The sequence below is a fragment of the Hyphomonas polymorpha PS728 genome, from assembly GCF_000685315.1.
In the GTDB taxonomy this organism is placed as follows: Bacteria; Pseudomonadota; Alphaproteobacteria; order Caulobacterales; family Hyphomonadaceae; genus Hyphomonas; species Hyphomonas polymorpha.
In genome coordinates this window covers 46730-62930 of sequence record NZ_ARYM01000013.1, presented here as the reverse complement: position 1 = coordinate 62930, position 16201 = coordinate 46730, and the positions used below count along the sequence as shown (strand labels likewise).

Below are 16201 nucleotides of genomic sequence, written 5' to 3'. Positions count from 1 at the left end.
CCATCGGAATTTCAACACTTCGGAAAGTTTCGCTTTACCAAGACGCAAGACGCCCGTGGCATTGTGAACGTCAGACGGGCAGCGGCTTAACACCTCTTACCCCGCTGCCATTCAAAAACATCCAATGGGGTTGAGTTTCATGAAGGTGCTTTGGATCGAAGATCACGAGCCGGTACGTACGATGCTGGCGCATGCAGCCGACAAGGCTGCGCGCGCGCGTATTCCGGTGGATCTTGTTATGGCGGAAGGCCTGCTGGCGGCTGAGCGCCGCCTGCGCCTTGAGCGCTTTGATCTCGTGATCGTCGATCTGCAGCTGCCGGAAACCGGCGATGATGTGGATATGGCGGTGGCCCGCGTGGCCAATATGGGCAAGCACCGGATTGCGGTAGCCTCTTCCCGGCCGGAACGCGATGAGGTGGTGTCTTCGGCTGTCCGCTGCGGCGCCAACATCCACCCGCAGGCGGTTTTCAAGGCGGGCCTCAACTTCAACCGCTTCATCCAGCGGCCTGAATCCTTCGAGGACTTCCTGCTGGAACTGATGCCAGCCGCCGGCGCGCGCAGCACCGTTCGCGCGGCCTAATACCCGCCAGCCGCTTGCCGCCCCACGGCCAGACTTGCTAAGCCGCCCGAAGGCCCTTCGGGCGGTTTTTACTTCTGAAGGGAAAGACCAAGGCGCATGGCAGACATCTTTTCCTACCCGGCGACGCTGACACTGATCGTGCTGAATGTGTTTGCCAGCCTCATTGCGCTGCGCAACCCCGCATTCAACGCCCAGAACATCCTGTGGGTGCGCCCGATGCGGGAGCAGGGCGAATGGCACCGGCTGATCAGCTCCGGCTTCCTGCACGTGAACGGGTTTCACCTCTTCATCAACATGTATGGCCTCTACATGTTCGGCCCGGTGATCGAGCATGTTCTGGGGGGCGTGAACTTCCTCATCATCTATCTTGCCGCCCTGATCGGCGGCAGCGTCTGGGCCTATCTGTGGAACCGGGCCAATCCGGATTACCGCGCGGCGGGCGCCTCGGGCGCGCTTTCCGGCATCATCCTGGCCTTCTGCATGATCGCGCCTTTCTCCACCCTGTTGTTTCTGTTCATCATTCCGATGTGGGGCATCGTGTTTGGCGTGGCCTTCGTCGCGCTGAGCTATGTCTTCTCGCAGCGGGCTGACCGGATCATTGGCCATGAGGCGCATCTGGGCGGGGCGGTGGTGGGCATCGTGACGACGCTGCTGGTGGAGCCGCGGGTGTGGACCTCCTTTCTGGCGCAGCTTGCTGAAAAGTTCGGGTGAGGACAGTTCAGACGATGGGCGGTGTGCGCGCGAAGTATGAGGCGAAGGTGGCGAGCGGCGCGCTGTCGGAGGATCCGGCGCAGGCAGAAGCCGCCGGACTGCTGGATGACCTTGCCCGGCGCCTGGCCGACCAGCCAAAACCCGGTTTATTTTCAAAGCCGAAGCCTGTGCGCGGGGTATATCTCTGGGGCGGTGTGGGCCGGGGCAAGTCCATGCTGATGGACCTCTTCTTTGGCGAGGCCGTGACCCAGCCCAAGCGCCGGGTTCACTTCCATGAGTTTATGGCGCAGGTGCATGAGCGGCTCGGCATCTGGCGCAAGATGACGGACGCGGAGAAGAAACGCTCGCCCTGGCGGGTGAAATCAGCCGGGGATGACCCGATCCCGCCGGTGGCCAAGCAGATTGCGGCGGAAGCCAGGCTGCTGTGCTTTGACGAATTTCAGGTGACGCAGATTGCCGATGCGATGATCCTGGGGCGGCTGTTCGATCAGCTGTTCCAGCGGGGTGTGACCGTGGTGGCGACCTCCAACCGCCACCCCGACGAGCTTTACAAGGACGGCATCAACCGCCAGCTTTTCCTCCCCTTTATCAAGGAGTTGAAGGATCGCTGCGGGGTGCTGGAGCTGGTATCGGCGCGCGATTACCGGCTGGACCGGCTGGTGGAAGCGCCCGTCTGGTATGCGCCGCTGAACGCCGCCAGCGCTGCCGCGCTGGACAAGGCCTGGGACCGGCTGACACTGGGGGCCGAACCGCAGCACTGCGTGCTGACGGTGAAGGGCCGCAAGCTGGAGGTGAGCCGGGAGGCCGCCGGGGTGGCGCGATTTACCTTCGAGGAGCTGTGCGCGCGGCCGCTGGGGCCGATCGACTACCTGGCCATTGCCGGGACGTTTCACACGGTGATCCTGGAGGGCATTCCCCTGCTCTCTCCGGACAAGCGGAACGAGGCAATGCGCTTCATCAGCCTGATCGATGCCCTCTACGAGGCGAAGGTGAAGCTGGTGGCGAGCGCAGAGGCCGAGCCGGGCGCGCTTTACCCGGAAGGCGACGGATCGTTCGAATTCGAGCGAACGGCGAGCCGGCTTTTCGAGATGCGGTCGAAAGATTATCTGAGCCTTGAGCGCCAGGATGTCGATCTGAGCTGAACACCCTGAAAAATCAGGACATTTCAGGTATTTTGAGCGCCCACGGCGGGACAGGGCGTGACACCGGATGGACAAATCCGGACAGTTTCGGACAAATCCGGACACTTCCGGCACGGTGATGGCCACAACTTGCGCTGGGCGGACGGTTTCTTACATTCCCTTCAGGACCGGCCCGGATATACCCCGGCCCGACCTGACAACACGAAGGTGTGAAGCCGGCGGGAAACCCGTTACCGGCCCTCTTCCACATGCATGCCTCAATTCCTATTTATGCATCTGCGCGATGAGTGAATTGCGCACGCCTGGAGACGACGCCGCCGCTAAGCGGGGCTAAGGTTTCAAGGTGAGCCCCAAAGACGGGAACAGGCTGCCGCGCCAAGACGGGGCCGGTTCCGAGAAGGAGGAATGAACATGGCGAATGCGAACGCAAAAAGCTCGGTTGCCCTCAGCCCCGAACAGGGCATGAGCCGCTATCTGAGCGAAATCCGCAAATTCCCGATGCTCGAGAAGAATGAGGAATTCATGCTGGCGCGCCGGTGGCGCGACCATGAAGACACCGAAGCGGCCGAGAAGATGGTGACCTCCCACCTGCGCCTCGTGGCGAAGATTGCCATGGGCTATCGTGGCTATGGCCTGCCGATGGCCGAGGTGATCTCGGAGGGTAACGTTGGCCTGATGCAGGCGGTGAAGAAATTCGACCCCGACAAGGGCTTCCGCCTGGCCACCTATGCGATGTGGTGGATCCGCGCGGCCATTCAGGAATACATCCTGCGCAGCTGGAGCCTGGTGAAACTTGGCACCACGGCCGCGCAGAAGAAGCTGTTCTTCAACCTGCGCCGCCTGAAGGGCGAGATGCAGGCGCTGGAAGAAGGCGACCTGAAACCTGAGCAGGCCCGGCTGATTGCCGAGAAGCTGAACGTCACCGAAGCCGAAGTGTTCTCGATGAACGGGCGGATGAGCGGGTCTGATGCCTCGCTGAACGTGCCGATGGGCACCGATGGCGACATGGAATGGCAGGACTGGCTGGCCGATGATGAACCCGGCACGGCCGAAACCTTCGCCAACCGCCAGGAACTCGACGCGCGGATGGACCTGCTGACCCAGGCGATGGAAGACCTTTCCGAGCGCGAACGTCACATCCTGACCGAGCGGCGCCTGATCGACGAGCCCAAGACGCTGGAAGAACTGTCGGAGCAGTACAATGTCAGCCGCGAACGCATCCGGCAGATTGAAGTGCGCGCTTTCGAGAAGCTGCAGAAGGCGATGAAGCGCATGGCCAAGGAACAGGGCCTGCCCGTCGGCGCCTGACGCATATGTGAGGGAACTCTCCGGAGCAGTTGCGGGTTTATTCCGCGTAACTGCAACGGAGATCCCTCATGTATCTCAAGACAATTACTCTGTTGATGGCCGGCGCCATGGGCGCGGGCGCCGTCGCCTTTGCTGACCCGCCGCACCGGCGTGGGCATGACCTTCCCCCTGGCCTTGCCAAGCAGGGGAAAATCCCGCCGGGACACGCCAAGAAGATGTGGCGCAAGGGCGATCATCTGCCCGTGCATTACCGCGAGGTATATGTGCGCGATTACCACTATTACGACCTGCGCGAGCCGCCCCGCGGCTACCGGTGGGTGCATGTGGATGAGGACGCCTATCTCGTTGAGATTGCCAGCGGGCTGATTGCCGAAGTGCTCGTCAACGCGCTGTCGAACTAACCCGGCGCTGCGCCCCCCTCCCGTTTACGCGCCGCCCCTCTCAGACCCTGCCTCTGCTGGCCGTTTCCCCGGCTGGAACCAGAGGCGGGGTTTTCGCGTTGGGGAATTGAGAGGAGAAAATTTCAATGTCTTTGCGCGCCGTGATCCTTTTATTGGCATCTGCCATGGGTGGAGGACTGACGGCGTTGGCAGACCCGCCGGCAAGCGAGGCGCCGGCGCAGGCGTCGTTTGATCTGGCCAGCGTTGACCAACCTCACCCCGGCGACGCGCCCGTGATGGCGCCTGACCGGACGCCGATGTGGGGGAGAGGGCAGATCCTTCCGCCGGAATTTCGCGGCGAGGAGTTCCGCGACTGGGAAACCTATCATCTCTCCGCGCCGCCCGAAGGCTATCGCTGGGTGCGCGTTGAGCGCGGGGCGTATCGCGTGAAACAGGAGGACGGCTATATCGCCGAGGCGGTGTTTGGTCTGCCTACAGACTGACGAGTTGAAGGTGCACTATTCAGCGCGCGCGTCCTGCATACTGAAATCATCCACATACCAGGCGCCGCGCTGGCGAACCCAAACAATTTCGACCGAGCGCTGAACATTATTCAGGAAGTCCACCTGGGCGAGGCAGGTGACGAAATCCCCTTCCCGCGCCTCTGCGCCGCGATAGGACTGGGCGGTGCAGCCCGGCTTTGAGATAAAGAGGGCGCCGCCGGTTTCAGCGAGGCCCGAATTGAGGCGGGCGAGCGCTTCGGGAGAAAGCTGCGCGCCCTCTGCCAGGCGGGGATCGCCCGCTGGCGCGAAGCCGCGCTGCGCCGTGACCGAAAGGATCAGGGCGCGGGTGGGCTCAACCCGCTCCAGCGAATTGGCAATGAGACCGCCAAACAGCCAGGCACAGCCGGCAAACATCAAGACCGTCAGCCCAAGGACGACCAGCGACGCAATTTTCAACGCCTTGGGGAGGCGCGAGGGCGGCGGGCGCAGGCGATGGAAGACCTCCGGCTTTGGGCGGTCTGACGGGGTCATTGCGGACCGGCTTGGGGCACTTCCTCGCCCGCCTCGATCCGGTCAAGCTTTTCGGCCTTGTCGATCAGCACGGTATTGTCGGTGAAATGGGTCTGGAAATCGAGAAGCTTCCAGGTCTCATCCTCCCGCACCCAGCGCACGGCGATGGTGACCGGAGAGAGCTCTGCCGTGGCAGAGAGCGTGCAGTTGGCGAAGGTACCCGATTGCGCAGGATCAGCATTCGCGCTGCTGACAATGTTGCAGGAAGCCGGGGTGAACTGAGACACCTCGCCGAACTGTTTCATGAACCGGTTGAGGGAATCGAGCGAGCCCTGCTCCACCCCGGCGCGGCGGGCATAGACCGGATCATCCGCAGGCGGCAGACCTTCCGCCATGAAACGCTGGGCGAGCATCTCTGTCGCGGCGTTGCGGGCGGTGACGGCCTTGTAGAGATCAATGCCGCCCTTGACGCAGCTGCCCAGAACATAGAGGAGCAGCGCGCCCCCGCCGAGGATCCACCACAGCCGGCGCGACTTGCGCGGGACGGGCGTTTGCTCATAAGGCTGCGTAGTGTCCGGTTCCGACATTTCCCCGCTCCGTAAGGTTGCCCCAGAGACAAGCAGATGAAACCTGATCAGGCAATACGCATTGAGCGCCCCGATGACCCGCGGGTGGAGGCCTATGTCTCCCTCCGCGAGCGCGACCTGACGAATGGGCATGGCGGCCGGTTTATCGTGGAAGGCAAGGTGACGCTGGAAACGCTGCTGCGGCGGGGCCGGTTTGAGGTGGAGAGCCTCTTCCTGTGCGAGACGCGGCTGGCGCCGCTGTCGGGTATTCTGGGCCATGTGCCGGAGGGCGTACCGGTTTATGTGGCGCCGCAGGGCGTGATGGATGTGGTGGCAGGATTTGCGATGCATCGGGGGGTGCTCGCCTGTGGACGCAAGGGGAAGAGCGTTCCGCCTACGGAGTTTCTGCGCCGGGCGCCGCCGGGCGAGCGCTCCACGCTTCTGCTCCTGTCGGAGCTGTCCAATCATGACAATGTGGGAGCGTGTTTCCGCAATGCGGCGGCGTTTGGGGCCGATGCCGTGCTGCTGGACGCGGCCTCGTGCGATCCGCTTTACCGCAAGGCGATCCGGGTTTCTTCCGGCGCGGCGCTGTGGCTGCCCTTCAGCCAGGGCGGCACGGGCGGCGGACTGATCGAGGCGGCCGAAGCGGCCGATTATGAGGTGTGGGCACTGACGCCGCGCGCGAATGCCGCGCCCCTGCCCTCGCTGAAAGTACCGGCGCGCGTGGCGCTGCTGATGGGCGCAGAGGGACCGGGCCTGCCGGCGGAGATGATCGCGCGGGCGCGGCCGGTGCGCATTCCGATGACGGATGGGTTTGACAGCGTGAACGTGGCGACGGCCGCGGCGATTGCGCTGAGCCATGTGTTTGCGGCGCGGGGGTAAAGCTCACCCACTCTTATCCTTCGGCTTCGTTCAGGATGAGCTCAAATACGGAGCGCCCCACAAGCAAGGCGCAGGCGCAGCGGCGCTGAGCCCGAAGGGCTCAGCAATAGCGGCGAGCAATAATCAGAAAACCCTTGGCCGTTCGTTGCGGTCTACGTGGAGGCCGCATTCGGTTTTCTGCTGGCCGGCCCAGCGGCCGGAACGGGGATCGCTCGGGTCTGCGGCGGGTTTGGTGCAGGGCCAACAGCCGATGGAGGGATAGCCCTGGGAGACCAGCGGGTGGCGCGGCAGGTTTTTCTCGGCGAGGTAAGCGTCGACATCGGCCTGCGTCCAGCTGGCGAGCGGGTTCACCTTGTAGCGGCCATCGGCATATTCAAACACCGGCAGGCTCATCCGGGCGCCGCCATGGAAGCGTTTGCGGCCCGTGATCCAGGCGCCGAAGCCTTCCAGCGCCGGCTCCAGCGGGCGCACCTTGCGCAGGGCGCAGCAGGCGTCCGCATCGGACTTCCAGAGCATGTTCTTGGGATCGAGCACCTTGCGCTCGGTCTCGTTGGGCGTGATCTCGCGCACGCCGGTGAGGCCGAGGCCTTCGATGACCTCATCCTTATAGTCCAGCGTCTGGGGGAAATGCATGCCAGTGTCGATGAAGACGATCGGCAGGGAGGGGTCTACCTCGGCAATGAGGGAGAGCATGACGACGCTTTCGGCGCCGAAGCTGGACACATAGGTGAGCTCGCCCGGCCATTCGCGGGAAATGGCCGCGCGGAGGATTTCCTGGGCCGACGCCGTGCGCAGCTCTGCATTGAGGCGCGCGAGCCGGGCTGCGGGCTGCTCGGGAATCTCGGTTTCAAATGCCATGGGCCGGGGCCCTTCCTGGGGATCAACTGCGTCTGCGGAAGGCCGGGACCGAAGGGTCTGCTGCGGGCTGGTAGACCACGCTGTATTCGTTCAAGGCTTCCAGCACTTCAGATAGGCCAGCGCGGGCGGTCTCGTAAGCATCGAACCCTGAACGGTGCATGTAGAATATCTGATCCCTCAGCACATGGCCGACCGCGCGCAGCTCGCCCGTATACTGATAGCGGCGGCGCAAGAGCTGGGCATGGCTGTAGCCGCGCCCATCGGTGTATTTGGGAAAATCGATCTCGATGAGGGCGAGTTCCGCGAGGTAAGGCTCCAGATCCTCGGCCTTGTCTGCCGGGGAAAGGCGCACGCCATCGGGCAGCGGGCCGTTCTCCTGCCCCTGTTTCAGGGCGAGGAAACGGCCAAGAGATACAGAAAACCTACCGGTTTCCGGAAGTGGCTCGCCCTCGGCGACGAAAGCCCAGTCATTGGCGATCTCGGCGCCGTTCTTAATCAGCGGCATAGAGCGCCTCCTGGAAAGGCTGGTGGCCGAGGCGTTCCAGCGTGTCGATGAACTTCTCGTCCTTGGACGTGCGCTGGGCCCGGTAGAACTCCACGACGCGGTGGATGGCGCCGGGCACCTCTTCTGCCCTGAGGCCGGGGCCGACGATATTGCCGAGGGCGGCTTTTTCATCGGCGCGGCCGCCGAGGAGGATCTGGTAGAATTCCTCGCCTTTCTTGTCGACGCCGAGGATGCCGATATGGCCGACATGGTGGTGGCCGCAGGCATTGATGCAGCCCGACACGTTGATGTGCAGGCGGCCGATATCTTCCTCATAGGCGGGGTCTGCGAAGAGTTTCGAGACTTCCAGCGAGACCGGGATCGACCGGGCGTTGGCGAGGTTGCAATAATCGAGGCCGGGGCAGACGATCATGTCGGTGATGCGGCTTTCATTCGCCGTGCCAAGGCCGGCGGCGTCCAGCGCGGCGTAGATTTCCGGCAGGTCATCGAGCGCGACATGCGGCAGGATGAGGTTCTGCGCATGGCTGACGCGGATGTCTCCGTGGCCGAACTTTTCGGCGAGGTCTGCGACGAGTTCCATCTGGGTGTCGGTCGCGTCGCCCGGCGCGATGCCCTGCGGTTTCAGGCTGACGGTGACGGAGGCATAGCCCGGCGCCTTATGGGGGTGCAGGTTTACCCGCGTCCAGCGCGCAAAGGCCGGGTCTGCAGCCTTGGCCGCTTCCAGGCGTTCGGAGACGGCAGGTTTTGCGGCCAGCGCCGGCGGGGCAAAATAGGCATGAATGCGGGCGATTTCGTCCGCCGTCAGCGCAATTTTCTCGTGCGGGCGCTGGGCGGCAAACTCTTCCTCGACCTGGCGGATGTATTCGGTTTCGCCCAGCTCGGTGACGAGGATCTTGATGCGGGCCTTGTACTTGTTATCGCGGCGGCCATAGCGGTTATAGACCCGCATGATGGCTTCGAGATAGTCGAGGATCTCGCTTTCCGGCACGAAGGAGTTGACCAGCGTGGCAATGACGGGCGTGCGCCCCTGCCCGCCGCCGACCCAGACTTCAAAGCCGGTGACGCCATCTTTCTGGAGAATATGCAGGCCGACATCATGCACGCGAATGGCGGCGCGGTCATGCTCGGCCGCGGTGACAGCGATCTTGAACTTGCGCGGCAGGGCAGCGAATTCGGGATGGAAGGTGGACCATTGGCGGATGATCTCGCACCAGGGGCGCGGATCGAGCAGTTCATCCTGAGCGGCGCCGGCGAAATGATCCGTGGTCGTATTACGGATGCAGTTGCCCGAGGTCTGGATGGCGTGCATCTCCACCTCGGCGAGCTTTTCCAGCACGTCCGGAATGTCTTTCAGGGCGACCCAGTTGAACTGGATGTTCTGGCGCGTGGTGAAGTGGCCGAAGCCCCGGTCATAGTCGCGGGCGACCTCTGCCAGGCGGCGCAGCTGGCGGGGGGAAAGCTGGCCATAGGGAATGGCGATGCGCAGCATATAGGCGTGCAGCTGGAGGTAGACGCCGTTCTGCAGACGCAGGGGCTTGAACTCGTCTTCCAGAAGCTCTCCCGAAAGGCGGCGGGCTACCTGACCCCGGAACTGGGCGACGCGCTCGGCAACGATGCGGGCGTCGAACTGGTCGTATCTGTACATTAGACTAACAACTCCTGCGCATGGGGAATGCCCAGCGCATCTTCGGTGCGGGATACCCAGCGCGCGACTGCCGGGTAAAGTCGGATATCGAAGCCGCCCTCATGCGCCACGCGCGTGTAGGCGACAAGGGCAATATCAGCGATGCTGAGATCATTTCCGGCAAACCAGTCGCGCCCTTGGAGGCGCTGCTGCATCACGCCGAGGGCGTTGTTGCCGCGCACCAGCAGAGCGGGGTCGATCTCGGTGTCTGATTTCTTGAGATAATGCTTCTGGAACCGGCGGACGGCGATGGCGGTTTCATGGGAATATTGTTCCCAGAAGAGCCAGCTGAATGCCTCGGCGCGGGCAAAGCGGTCTTCCGGGATGAGGCGCGTGCCTTCAGCGAGATAGAGCATGATGGCGTTGGATTGGGGCAGCACGCGGCCATCGGGCCAGCGCGCCACGGGCACCTGGCCGGCCGGGTTGATGGCCAGGAATTCCAGCGTGCGGGTTTCCCCCTTCACCACATCCACATTCACCCAGGTGTAGGGAATGCCGAGCAGATCGGCGGTCCATTTGGGTTTGAGGCAGTTGCCGGAGACAGGGTCTCCATAGAGCGTGAAACCGCCGAGATCAGACGCTGACATGTGGCCCGTGCCTTATGCGTTTTCAGACGCGGCGAGGCCGCCTGCGGAGAACTGCGCGCGCAGCGACTCGCGCAGCGTTTCCCGGCCGGTGATTGCGCCCGTCTCGCTGACCTCCATGAAATAGGGATCGGTGACGAGGCCTTCCTGTTTCAGCGCGGCAGCAAGGGCGGCCTCAGCCGCCTCGCCGGTGAAGACGCCAAGCTGGGTGACATCCTCCGTCCACGATCCATCGGCTTTCAGCCAGACGGTGCGGCCCGTGGCGGTTTCCCAGGCGGTGATGGATTTGGGAGTTTCGGGCTTGAGCTTGGGGCGAACGGAGGTCATGCGGCGGACTCCTTGAAGGTGTGCTGGCGGGCGTCGGGGCTGAACCAGGCGAGGCCCGAGGCTTCGGTAACGATGGAGGCGATACGGCCCTGCTCTGCGGGCAGGCCGGCCACCTCCCCGATGATCAGCAGCGCCGGGCCGGCAATGCCTTCTTCCTCGACCAGGAATGGCAACTCGGCCAGCGTGCCGAAGACGCGCAGCTCGTCGGGGCGTGTCCCATTCTCGATGACGGCGACGGGCGTGGTGGGAGCGCGGCCGGCAGCGACGAGTTTTTCGGCAATCGCCGGCGCCGTGTCGACGCCCATGAAGACCACGACCGTCTGCGCGGGTCGCGCGAGGGCCTGCCAGTCAAGATCGGGCACGCCGCCTGCCTTGGCATGGCCGGTTACGAAGGTCAGCGTCTGTGCATGGTCGCGGTGGGTGAGCGGCACGCCGGCAGACGCGGCACATCCGAGGGCGGAGGAAATGCCCGGCACGACATGCACTTCAATGCCTTCGGCGCGGACGGCTTCAAGCTCTTCCCCGCCCCGGCCAAAAATGAACGGGTCGCCGCCCTTGAGGCGCACGACGCGCAGACCTTCGCGGGCCGAAGCGATGAGGCGCTCATGGATTTCGGTCTGCGGGACGGAATGATCGCCCTTGGATTTGCCGACGGGCACGCGGGCCGCGTCACGCCGGATGAGGCCGATGATCTCCGGGCTGACGAGACGGTCATAATAAACCACATCGGCTTCCTGGATGAGGCGCAAGGCTTTCAGCGTGAGGAGTTCCGGATCGCCGGGGCCGGCGCCAACGATATGCACGACGCCGCGGGCGCGTCCAGCGGCGCGGGCCTGCTGGCGCAGCAGGGCTTCGGCGCGTTCAAGGTCTCCGGCATAGGCAGCCTCTGCGGCGGGGCCGGAGAGGGCGCGCTCCCAATAGCGGCGGCGGGCGGATTTGTCGGGGATGGTCTCGCCCACGAAACCGCGCAGGGAGCGGGCAAGCGCGGCAAGGTCGCCGATGCGCTGGGGGAGCAGGGCCTCCAGCTTGGCGCGGATCGACTTGGCGAGCACGGGCGCGGCCCCGCCCGAACCGATGGCGGCGACAATCTCGCCCCGGTCGAGGATCGACGGGACGGTGAAATCGCAATCCTCGGGCTGGTCGACGACATTGACCGGAATATTGCGGGCGCGGACAGCGGCGAGCGCTTCGGCCCGGTGGGCGGGGCTTTCCTCCGCGATGATGGCGAGGCGGGCGCCTTCGAGGGCAGACGCGATCTGGCTGCGCGCGCGCGTATCCACCCAGTCGTCAAACTCGGCGGCCAGGGCGGCCTCGTCAAAGCCGCCAACAAGCACGACCTCTGCGCCCGAGGCATGGAAGAGGCGCAGCTTGCGCGCCGCTTCTTCGCCGCCGCCAAAGACGACGATCCGGGCACCTTCAAGGTTAAAGAAGGCCGGGAACTGGCGCATGGGCGCTATCTTTCTTATTAGTGACACTACAAGGACGGATATAGAAAACCTCCTTGACGCTTCAGACGCAACGGGCAACCCCTACAGCGATCATTTAGAGAAACTATTCATGTCCGACGCCTCAGATCGCCTCCCCCCGCTCAACGCGCTGCGCGCTTTCGAGGCAGCTGCGCGCCGCCTCTCCTTCACGCAGGCGGCCGAAGAATTGAATGTCACACCCGGCGCCATTTCCCAGCAGATTCGCCAGCTGGAGGACTTTGCCGGCACGCCTCTGTTCAAGCGTACGGGGCGTTCCGTTCTGCTGACCGATGCCGCGCAGGCGAGCCTGCCGCTGGTGCGCGAGGCGTTCGAGAAGATTGCCGAAGCGGGCCGCGTGATGCAGGCCCCTGCCCGCAAGGGGCGGGTGATGATCTCGTCTGCCCCCTCCTTTGCCGCCAAATGGCTGGCGCCGCGCCTGGAGAGCTTCCACCGCGCCAATGAAGGCATCGAGGCCTGGATTTCGGCGGACATGTCGCTGACCGATTTCAACACCGCCGATGCCGACATCGCCATCCGCTATGGCCGGGGCAATTATGAGGGGCTGAAATCGGAAAAGCTGCTCGACGAGATGGTGCTGCCGGTCTGCTCGCCGCGCCTGCTGGAAGGCCCGAACGCCATCCGCAAGCCCGAAGATTTGCGCCACCATACACTGCTGCATGATGAAAGCTCGGAGAATGACCCCTCCTGCCCGGACTGGGCAAGCTGGCTGAGGGCGCATGGCGTCAGCGGTGTGGATGGCAATCGGGGGCCGCGCTTCAATCAGGGCATTCTGGTGATCGAGTCGGCCGCTGCTGGCCGGGGCGTGGCGCTGGCCAAGCAGGCGATTGCGGCGGCAGACCTGGAAGCGGGCCGGCTGGTGGCACCCTTTGCCAATGGATCGATCCCGATCGATTTCGGCTACTGGCTGGTCTGGCCGAAGGGCCGGCATCTTTCGCCGGATGTGCGCGCCTTCATCAAATGGATCAAGGAAGAAGCCGCCGGCACGGAAGTCGTCGGCGTATAGCCTTCGCGCCTAGAGGGCGGCGTCCAGCATCAGGAAGGCAGCGAGGCGCGGGCTGGCATTGCGGCTGGTGCTCTGGGTCTGCTCGAGCGCGGCCAGGGCGTCTGTCCGCTCGAAGCGGACGAACTGTTTTGCCATGTCCATCAGGCGCGGATCGCCGCGCAGGCGCTGGACGACGCGGTCAAACTGCTTGCCGCCCTGCTCGATGGTGGCGGCGTGTCGGTCCTTCTCGCCGCGCTGGGCGGCTTCGGCGATGCGGCGCTTGGCCTTGGGCTTGAAAGCGTCCGACAGCGGAATACCGGAATTCTGCAGGCGCTCCACCACCGCTTCGGCGATGGTTTCCCGGTCTGCCTGGGGCGGAGCCTGATCCTTGCTGATATCGGAAATGATCTCGCGCCAGGGGGCCGGGCCGCCGCCATTGCCGGAGCTGTGGCCGTTGCCGTTATGGCCGTTGTTGTATCCACCTGCGCCATTGCCATTGCTGCCCTGGGAGGGCGGCGTGGGCGCATAGTCAGAGGCGCGGCGGCGCGGCGTTTCGGGCGGGGCATCATCGTGCCGGCGCCGCAGGGAAACCGGCGGGTCCGTATCCCGTTCCCGCGCGGGCGGGGCCTGGGATGGGCGGGCCGCGATGGAGGGGACAGGATCGAGGATATCGTGATCCTCATGGCCGCGCGCAGCGGCGATCATGGCTTCGGCGCTGGCCTCGAAGAGGTCATCATCCATGCTGGGGCGCGGCGGCGTGGCCGGCGGAGTGATCGCGGCATTTCCGTAGGCGGAGGGACGCGCTGACTGGGCCGGGCCATTCTGGAAGGGCTGAGCCTGCTGGAAAGGCTGGGGCGGCGCCGACGCAGAAATCGGTGTGCGGACGGCCGGCGGCGTCAGCGGGGCTGCGGCGGCGGCAGAGCCTGCCGGCATGTACGGCCCGGCCAGACGGTCGAGCGCTTCGCTTTCGAGACGGGCGGCAAGGCCGGCTGCGCGCAGGGCGTAAGCGGCCTGCTCACCGGTTTCACGCAGCTTGGTCAGCGAGCGGGCGGCCTCTTCGGCGGCGGCGCGGGTGGCGGCATTGATCTCGGCATTGGCATGGCGGGCGCCCTCGATGGCGGAGGAGACCGCATTCTTCAGCGCGTCGCCCGTGGTCGCCGCAGCCGCGGCCGCCACTTCGCTGGCGCGGACGGCCGCGTCCACCGTGCGGCGGGAGTGTTCGAGCTTGTCTTCCACGCGGCTGATCGAGAAGGTCAGCGCTTCGGTGCGGCCAGAGGCATCGCGCGCGAGATCATCCAGGGATTCCATCCGGCGGGTGAGTTCCTCACCGGCATGATGCATGGCGATCAGGCGCTGCTCCAGGGCCGCATCCGCGCGGCCGACTTCCTCGCTGGCGACACGGGCAGCCGACACCATCAGCTGGGCCTGGCGCGGAATGGCTTCATTCATCGCGGTGACCTGCGCGCGCAGATCCCGGGCCAGGGTTTCGAGGGCGTGACGCTCCTCACCCAGACGTTCTGCCAGGTCGCGCGCATTGTCTGCCGCCGCATAGGAAACAGATTCGAGCCGCAGCCGCTCATCCCCGATCTCGCCGGCCATGGCCTTCATGGCGGAGAGGGCGTGGGCCATCGCGTGATCGATCTCGGCGGCAGACTGTTTCATCTGCTCGGCAAAGGTGATGCCTTCATGGCCGGCTTCGCGCGCGGGGGCCATCAGGCGGGCGGCCGCTTCGAGCACCAGCGCATTGGCCGCAGCGGCGCGGCGATTGGCGCGGGCCATCTGGCCAGCCGTCACCATCAGCAGCGCGGGGACCACGGCGCCAATGGCGGCCGCGACAATCAGGGCGGGATGATACTGGCTGACAAAGCCGATGCCGCCGAGCCCGATCAGGGCTGCGCCGAGACCTGCGAGCCAGAGAAAAGCCGAGACATAAGCGAGCGTGACCATCCAGCCGCCACCATGTTGCGCAGTTTCAAAATTCTGCGAGGCCTCGTGTCGGACGAGGTCGTCCCGGCCGGACCGGCGCGCAGAGGGGGCTTCCGTCATAATATCTGTATAACCCGCCTTGCGGGTTCCTGCGAGTGCTGATTGCACGCCGACGGAGGGCTAATGCCCTGTTTTTTCGAGTCAGGGCAGCAGGGAGAGCGTTACCGATGAGTCACCCTTGTCCTCGGGTGCCTTTTCGGGCGTCTGCGGAGCAAACTGGAGACCGATCAGAGCGAAGATCGCGGCCAGCACAAGATTGCGGACGAAAATCAGAAATTCGGTCATGATCGTAAAACCCAATGGCGCGCGGCCGTTTTAACCCGTGCGGCGCTATTATCAGAAAGAGACAGGCCGGGCAATCTGCCCGGGTTGAAAGAAACTGCCCCAGCAAGCGAGGTTAACGCCCTGCTAACCGCGCCCGATCAGGTTGACCCGGCCCATAGGAGCCCCTGATGCCCGCTGACACGCCCCTGCCCGTTCTGGACCTTGCCCATCTGGCCGCGATGACGGGGAATGATACCGATCTCTCATTGGAGGTGATCGGCATCTTCCGGGAACAGGCCCAGCTCTGGTCGCGCCTGCTGGACCCGATGAGCGAGACGCGGCAATGGGCCGATGCGGCCCATACCCTGAAAGGCGCAAGCCTGGGCATCGGCGCGCTGAAGCTGGCAGCGGCCTGCGAGCGGGCAGAGAAGGCAGGGCGGGCAGAAGCCGCGCCCAGCAAAGCGCATGCAGCCGTGCTGCTCAGCGATGTGAAGGAAGCCCTTGGCGAGACGCTGGAAGCGGCCGCGCGCGCGGCTTACGATTTGGCCTCTGCCGCCAGACGCAGCGCGTCATAGCTTTCAAATTCATAGGCGATGCAGCGGTCGATCAGGGTGCGCCAGACCGGCTCTGCAATCGCAGGAGAAAGGCCGTGTCTTGCGCATTCGGCCTTCACCTTGGCCACAACATCCTCAATCCGCGCCCGGTCGTGCACGGCGGCGCGGGCGCCCTTGATGCGGGCAGCAGCGTCCATCATCGCCTGGCGCTCGGCCAGGATCTCGACCAGCAGGCGGTCGATCCGGTCGACCTCATAGCGAACATCCGCCATTGTCTCGGCGGTGTCGGATGTGTGCTTGCGCGCGTCGGAAGTATAGGTCGTCATGCGGCCTCTCAGTTCTTTCGCCCTGCCCTATATGGGCATCGGCCCCGCCGCAAGGGAACGGG

At 64.6% G+C, this 16201-nt stretch carries 20 protein-coding genes; 9 read left to right on the top strand and 11 right to left on the bottom strand.

What is annotated here, in order from left to right; all coding sequences use genetic code 11:
- Positions 1–139: 139 nt before the first annotated feature.
- The 6 genes from HPO_RS12040 (at position 140) to HPO_RS12015 (ending at position 4624) form a co-directional block, all read left to right on the top strand.
- On the top strand, positions 140–580 hold the full coding sequence (locus tag HPO_RS12040; RefSeq protein WP_035599038.1) for a response regulator: 441 nt from the start codon (positions 140–142) through the stop codon (positions 578–580).
- Positions 581–676: 96 nt separating this feature from the next.
- A complete protein-coding gene (locus HPO_RS12035) occupies positions 677–1291 on the top strand; it encodes a rhomboid family intramembrane serine protease (RefSeq protein WP_035599036.1) in 615 nt (204 codons plus the stop codon).
- A 14-nt stretch (positions 1292–1305) separates the two neighbouring features.
- Positions 1306–2433: a cell division protein ZapE gene (gene zapE, locus HPO_RS12030; RefSeq protein WP_035599032.1), complete on the top strand. Its 1128-nt coding sequence runs from the start codon at positions 1306–1308 to the stop codon at positions 2431–2433.
- Between the two features lie 411 nt (positions 2434–2844).
- Positions 2845–3741: an RNA polymerase sigma factor RpoH gene (gene rpoH / locus HPO_RS12025; RefSeq protein WP_035599022.1), complete on the top strand. Its 897-nt coding sequence runs from the start codon at positions 2845–2847 to the stop codon at positions 3739–3741.
- 68 nt (positions 3742–3809) lie between these two features.
- Entirely contained in the window at positions 3810–4142 is a 333-nt protein-coding gene (locus HPO_RS12020) for an RcnB family protein (protein ID WP_035599019.1), read from the top strand.
- Between the two features lie 125 nt (positions 4143–4267).
- Complete coding sequence (locus tag HPO_RS12015) at positions 4268–4624, top strand: RcnB family protein (RefSeq protein WP_084324295.1); 357 nt, start codon at positions 4268–4270, stop codon at positions 4622–4624.
- Between the two features lie 15 nt (positions 4625–4639).
- Here HPO_RS12015 and HPO_RS12010 read toward each other — a convergent pair whose 3' ends face one another.
- Entirely contained in the window at positions 4640–5155 is a 516-nt protein-coding gene (locus HPO_RS12010) for a hypothetical protein (protein ID WP_035599016.1), read from the bottom strand.
- A complete protein-coding gene (locus HPO_RS12005; protein ID WP_035599014.1) occupies positions 5152–5721 on the bottom strand; it encodes a hypothetical protein in 570 nt (189 codons plus the stop codon). The genes HPO_RS12010 and HPO_RS12005 overlap by 4 nt, the downstream gene beginning before the upstream one ends.
- A 36-nt stretch (positions 5722–5757) precedes the next feature.
- Here HPO_RS12005 and HPO_RS12000 point away from each other — a divergent pair, with 36 nt between their 5' ends.
- The gene (locus tag HPO_RS12000; protein WP_035599013.1) at positions 5758–6582 is read left to right on the top strand and encodes a TrmH family RNA methyltransferase; all 825 of its coding nucleotides are present in this window, start codon (positions 5758–5760) and stop codon (positions 6580–6582) included.
- A 123-nt stretch (positions 6583–6705) separates the two neighbouring features.
- Here the strand turns inward: HPO_RS12000 and HPO_RS11995 are convergent, their stop codons facing one another.
- The 6 genes from HPO_RS11995 to cysG are packed head-to-tail and all read right to left on the bottom strand — an operon-like array spanning position 6706 to position 11988.
- Positions 6706–7440 (bottom strand): phosphoadenylyl-sulfate reductase, encoded by a 735-nt coding sequence (locus HPO_RS11995; protein WP_035599011.1) that lies wholly within the window; start codon positions 7438–7440, stop codon positions 6706–6708.
- 22 nt (positions 7441–7462) lie between these two features.
- A complete protein-coding gene (locus HPO_RS11990) occupies positions 7463–7945 on the bottom strand; it encodes a DUF934 domain-containing protein (protein ID WP_035599008.1) in 483 nt (160 codons plus the stop codon).
- Positions 7932–9590, bottom strand: coding sequence for a nitrite/sulfite reductase (locus HPO_RS11985; protein WP_035599005.1), 1659 nt, complete (start codon positions 9588–9590; stop codon positions 7932–7934). The genes HPO_RS11990 and HPO_RS11985 overlap by 14 nt, the downstream gene beginning before the upstream one ends.
- Positions 9590–10216 carry a glutathione S-transferase family protein gene (locus HPO_RS11980; RefSeq protein WP_035599003.1) on the bottom strand — a complete coding sequence of 209 codons (627 nt, stop codon included), beginning with the start codon at positions 10214–10216 and terminating at the stop codon, positions 9590–9592. The genes HPO_RS11985 and HPO_RS11980 overlap by 1 nt, the downstream gene beginning before the upstream one ends.
- Positions 10217–10228: 12 nt before the next feature.
- On the bottom strand, positions 10229–10540 hold the full coding sequence (locus HPO_RS11975; protein ID WP_035599000.1) for a DUF2849 domain-containing protein: 312 nt from the start codon (positions 10538–10540) through the stop codon (positions 10229–10231).
- The gene (cysG, locus tag HPO_RS11970; RefSeq protein WP_035598995.1) at positions 10537–11988 is read right to left on the bottom strand and encodes a siroheme synthase CysG; all 1452 of its coding nucleotides are present in this window, start codon (positions 11986–11988) and stop codon (positions 10537–10539) included. The genes HPO_RS11975 and cysG overlap by 4 nt, the downstream gene beginning before the upstream one ends.
- A gap of 109 nt (positions 11989–12097) precedes the next feature.
- On the opposite strand from cysG, the gene gcvA reads away from it, so the two are divergent.
- Positions 12098–13030 carry a transcriptional regulator GcvA gene (gcvA, locus tag HPO_RS11965; RefSeq protein WP_035598992.1) on the top strand — a complete coding sequence of 311 codons (933 nt, stop codon included), beginning with the start codon at positions 12098–12100 and terminating at the stop codon, positions 13028–13030.
- A 9-nt stretch (positions 13031–13039) separates the two neighbouring features.
- Here gcvA and HPO_RS11960 read toward each other — a convergent pair whose 3' ends face one another.
- Together HPO_RS11960 and HPO_RS20540 are read right to left on the bottom strand one after the other, a co-directional pair.
- Positions 13040–15055 (bottom strand): hypothetical protein, encoded by a 2016-nt coding sequence (locus HPO_RS11960; RefSeq protein ID WP_035598989.1) that lies wholly within the window; start codon positions 15053–15055, stop codon positions 13040–13042.
- Between the two features lie 81 nt (positions 15056–15136).
- Positions 15137–15280: a hypothetical protein gene (locus HPO_RS20540; RefSeq protein WP_157532803.1), complete on the bottom strand. Its 144-nt coding sequence runs from the start codon at positions 15278–15280 to the stop codon at positions 15137–15139.
- Positions 15281–15447: 167 nt separating this feature from the next.
- Between HPO_RS20540 and HPO_RS11955 the strand changes: the two genes are divergently transcribed.
- Positions 15448–15834: an Hpt domain-containing protein gene (locus tag HPO_RS11955; RefSeq protein WP_035598987.1), complete on the top strand. Its 387-nt coding sequence runs from the start codon at positions 15448–15450 to the stop codon at positions 15832–15834.
- On the opposite strand, the gene HPO_RS11950 is transcribed toward HPO_RS11955, so the two are convergent.
- On the bottom strand, positions 15795–16139 hold the full coding sequence (locus HPO_RS11950) for a chorismate mutase (RefSeq protein ID WP_051612563.1): 345 nt from the start codon (positions 16137–16139) through the stop codon (positions 15795–15797). The two genes, HPO_RS11955 and HPO_RS11950, sit on opposite strands and share 40 nt — an antisense overlap.
- Between the last annotated feature and the right edge of the window lie 62 nt (positions 16140–16201).

Coding starts and splice junctions, on each gene's coding strand:
- HPO_RS11985 (WP_035599005.1), bottom strand. CDS start 9,590: ATGTACAGATACGACCAGTTCGACGCCCGCATCGTTGCCGAGCGCGTC.
- HPO_RS12000 (WP_035599013.1), top strand. CDS start 5,758: ATGAAACCTGATCAGGCAATACGCATTGAGCGCCCCGATGACCCGCGG.
- HPO_RS12035 (WP_035599036.1), top strand. CDS start 677: ATGGCAGACATCTTTTCCTACCCGGCGACGCTGACACTGATCGTGCTG.
- HPO_RS11980 (WP_035599003.1), bottom strand. CDS start 10,216: ATGTCAGCGTCTGATCTCGGCGGTTTCACGCTCTATGGAGACCCTGTC.
- gcvA (WP_035598992.1), top strand. CDS start 12,098: ATGTCCGACGCCTCAGATCGCCTCCCCCCGCTCAACGCGCTGCGCGCT.
- HPO_RS11955 (WP_035598987.1), top strand. CDS start 15,448: ATGCCCGCTGACACGCCCCTGCCCGTTCTGGACCTTGCCCATCTGGCC.
- HPO_RS11960 (WP_035598989.1), bottom strand. CDS start 15,055: ATGACGGAAGCCCCCTCTGCGCGCCGGTCCGGCCGGGACGACCTCGTC.
- cysG (WP_035598995.1), bottom strand. CDS start 11,988: ATGCGCCAGTTCCCGGCCTTCTTTAACCTTGAAGGTGCCCGGATCGTC.
- HPO_RS11950 (WP_051612563.1), bottom strand. CDS start 16,139: ATGACGACCTATACTTCCGACGCGCGCAAGCACACATCCGACACCGCC.
- rpoH (WP_035599022.1), top strand. CDS start 2,845: ATGGCGAATGCGAACGCAAAAAGCTCGGTTGCCCTCAGCCCCGAACAG.
- HPO_RS12005 (WP_035599014.1), bottom strand. CDS start 5,721: ATGTCGGAACCGGACACTACGCAGCCTTATGAGCAAACGCCCGTCCCG.
- HPO_RS11995 (WP_035599011.1), bottom strand. CDS start 7,440: ATGGCATTTGAAACCGAGATTCCCGAGCAGCCCGCAGCCCGGCTCGCG.
- HPO_RS12020 (WP_035599019.1), top strand. CDS start 3,810: ATGTATCTCAAGACAATTACTCTGTTGATGGCCGGCGCCATGGGCGCG.
- HPO_RS11975 (WP_035599000.1), bottom strand. CDS start 10,540: ATGACCTCCGTTCGCCCCAAGCTCAAGCCCGAAACTCCCAAATCCATC.
- zapE (WP_035599032.1), top strand. CDS start 1,306: ATGGGCGGTGTGCGCGCGAAGTATGAGGCGAAGGTGGCGAGCGGCGCG.
- HPO_RS12015 (WP_084324295.1), top strand. CDS start 4,268: ATGTCTTTGCGCGCCGTGATCCTTTTATTGGCATCTGCCATGGGTGGA.
- HPO_RS12010 (WP_035599016.1), bottom strand. CDS start 5,155: ATGACCCCGTCAGACCGCCCAAAGCCGGAGGTCTTCCATCGCCTGCGC.
- HPO_RS11990 (WP_035599008.1), bottom strand. CDS start 7,945: ATGCCGCTGATTAAGAACGGCGCCGAGATCGCCAATGACTGGGCTTTC.
- HPO_RS20540 (WP_157532803.1), bottom strand. CDS start 15,280: ATGACCGAATTTCTGATTTTCGTCCGCAATCTTGTGCTGGCCGCGATC.
- HPO_RS12040 (WP_035599038.1), top strand. CDS start 140: ATGAAGGTGCTTTGGATCGAAGATCACGAGCCGGTACGTACGATGCTG.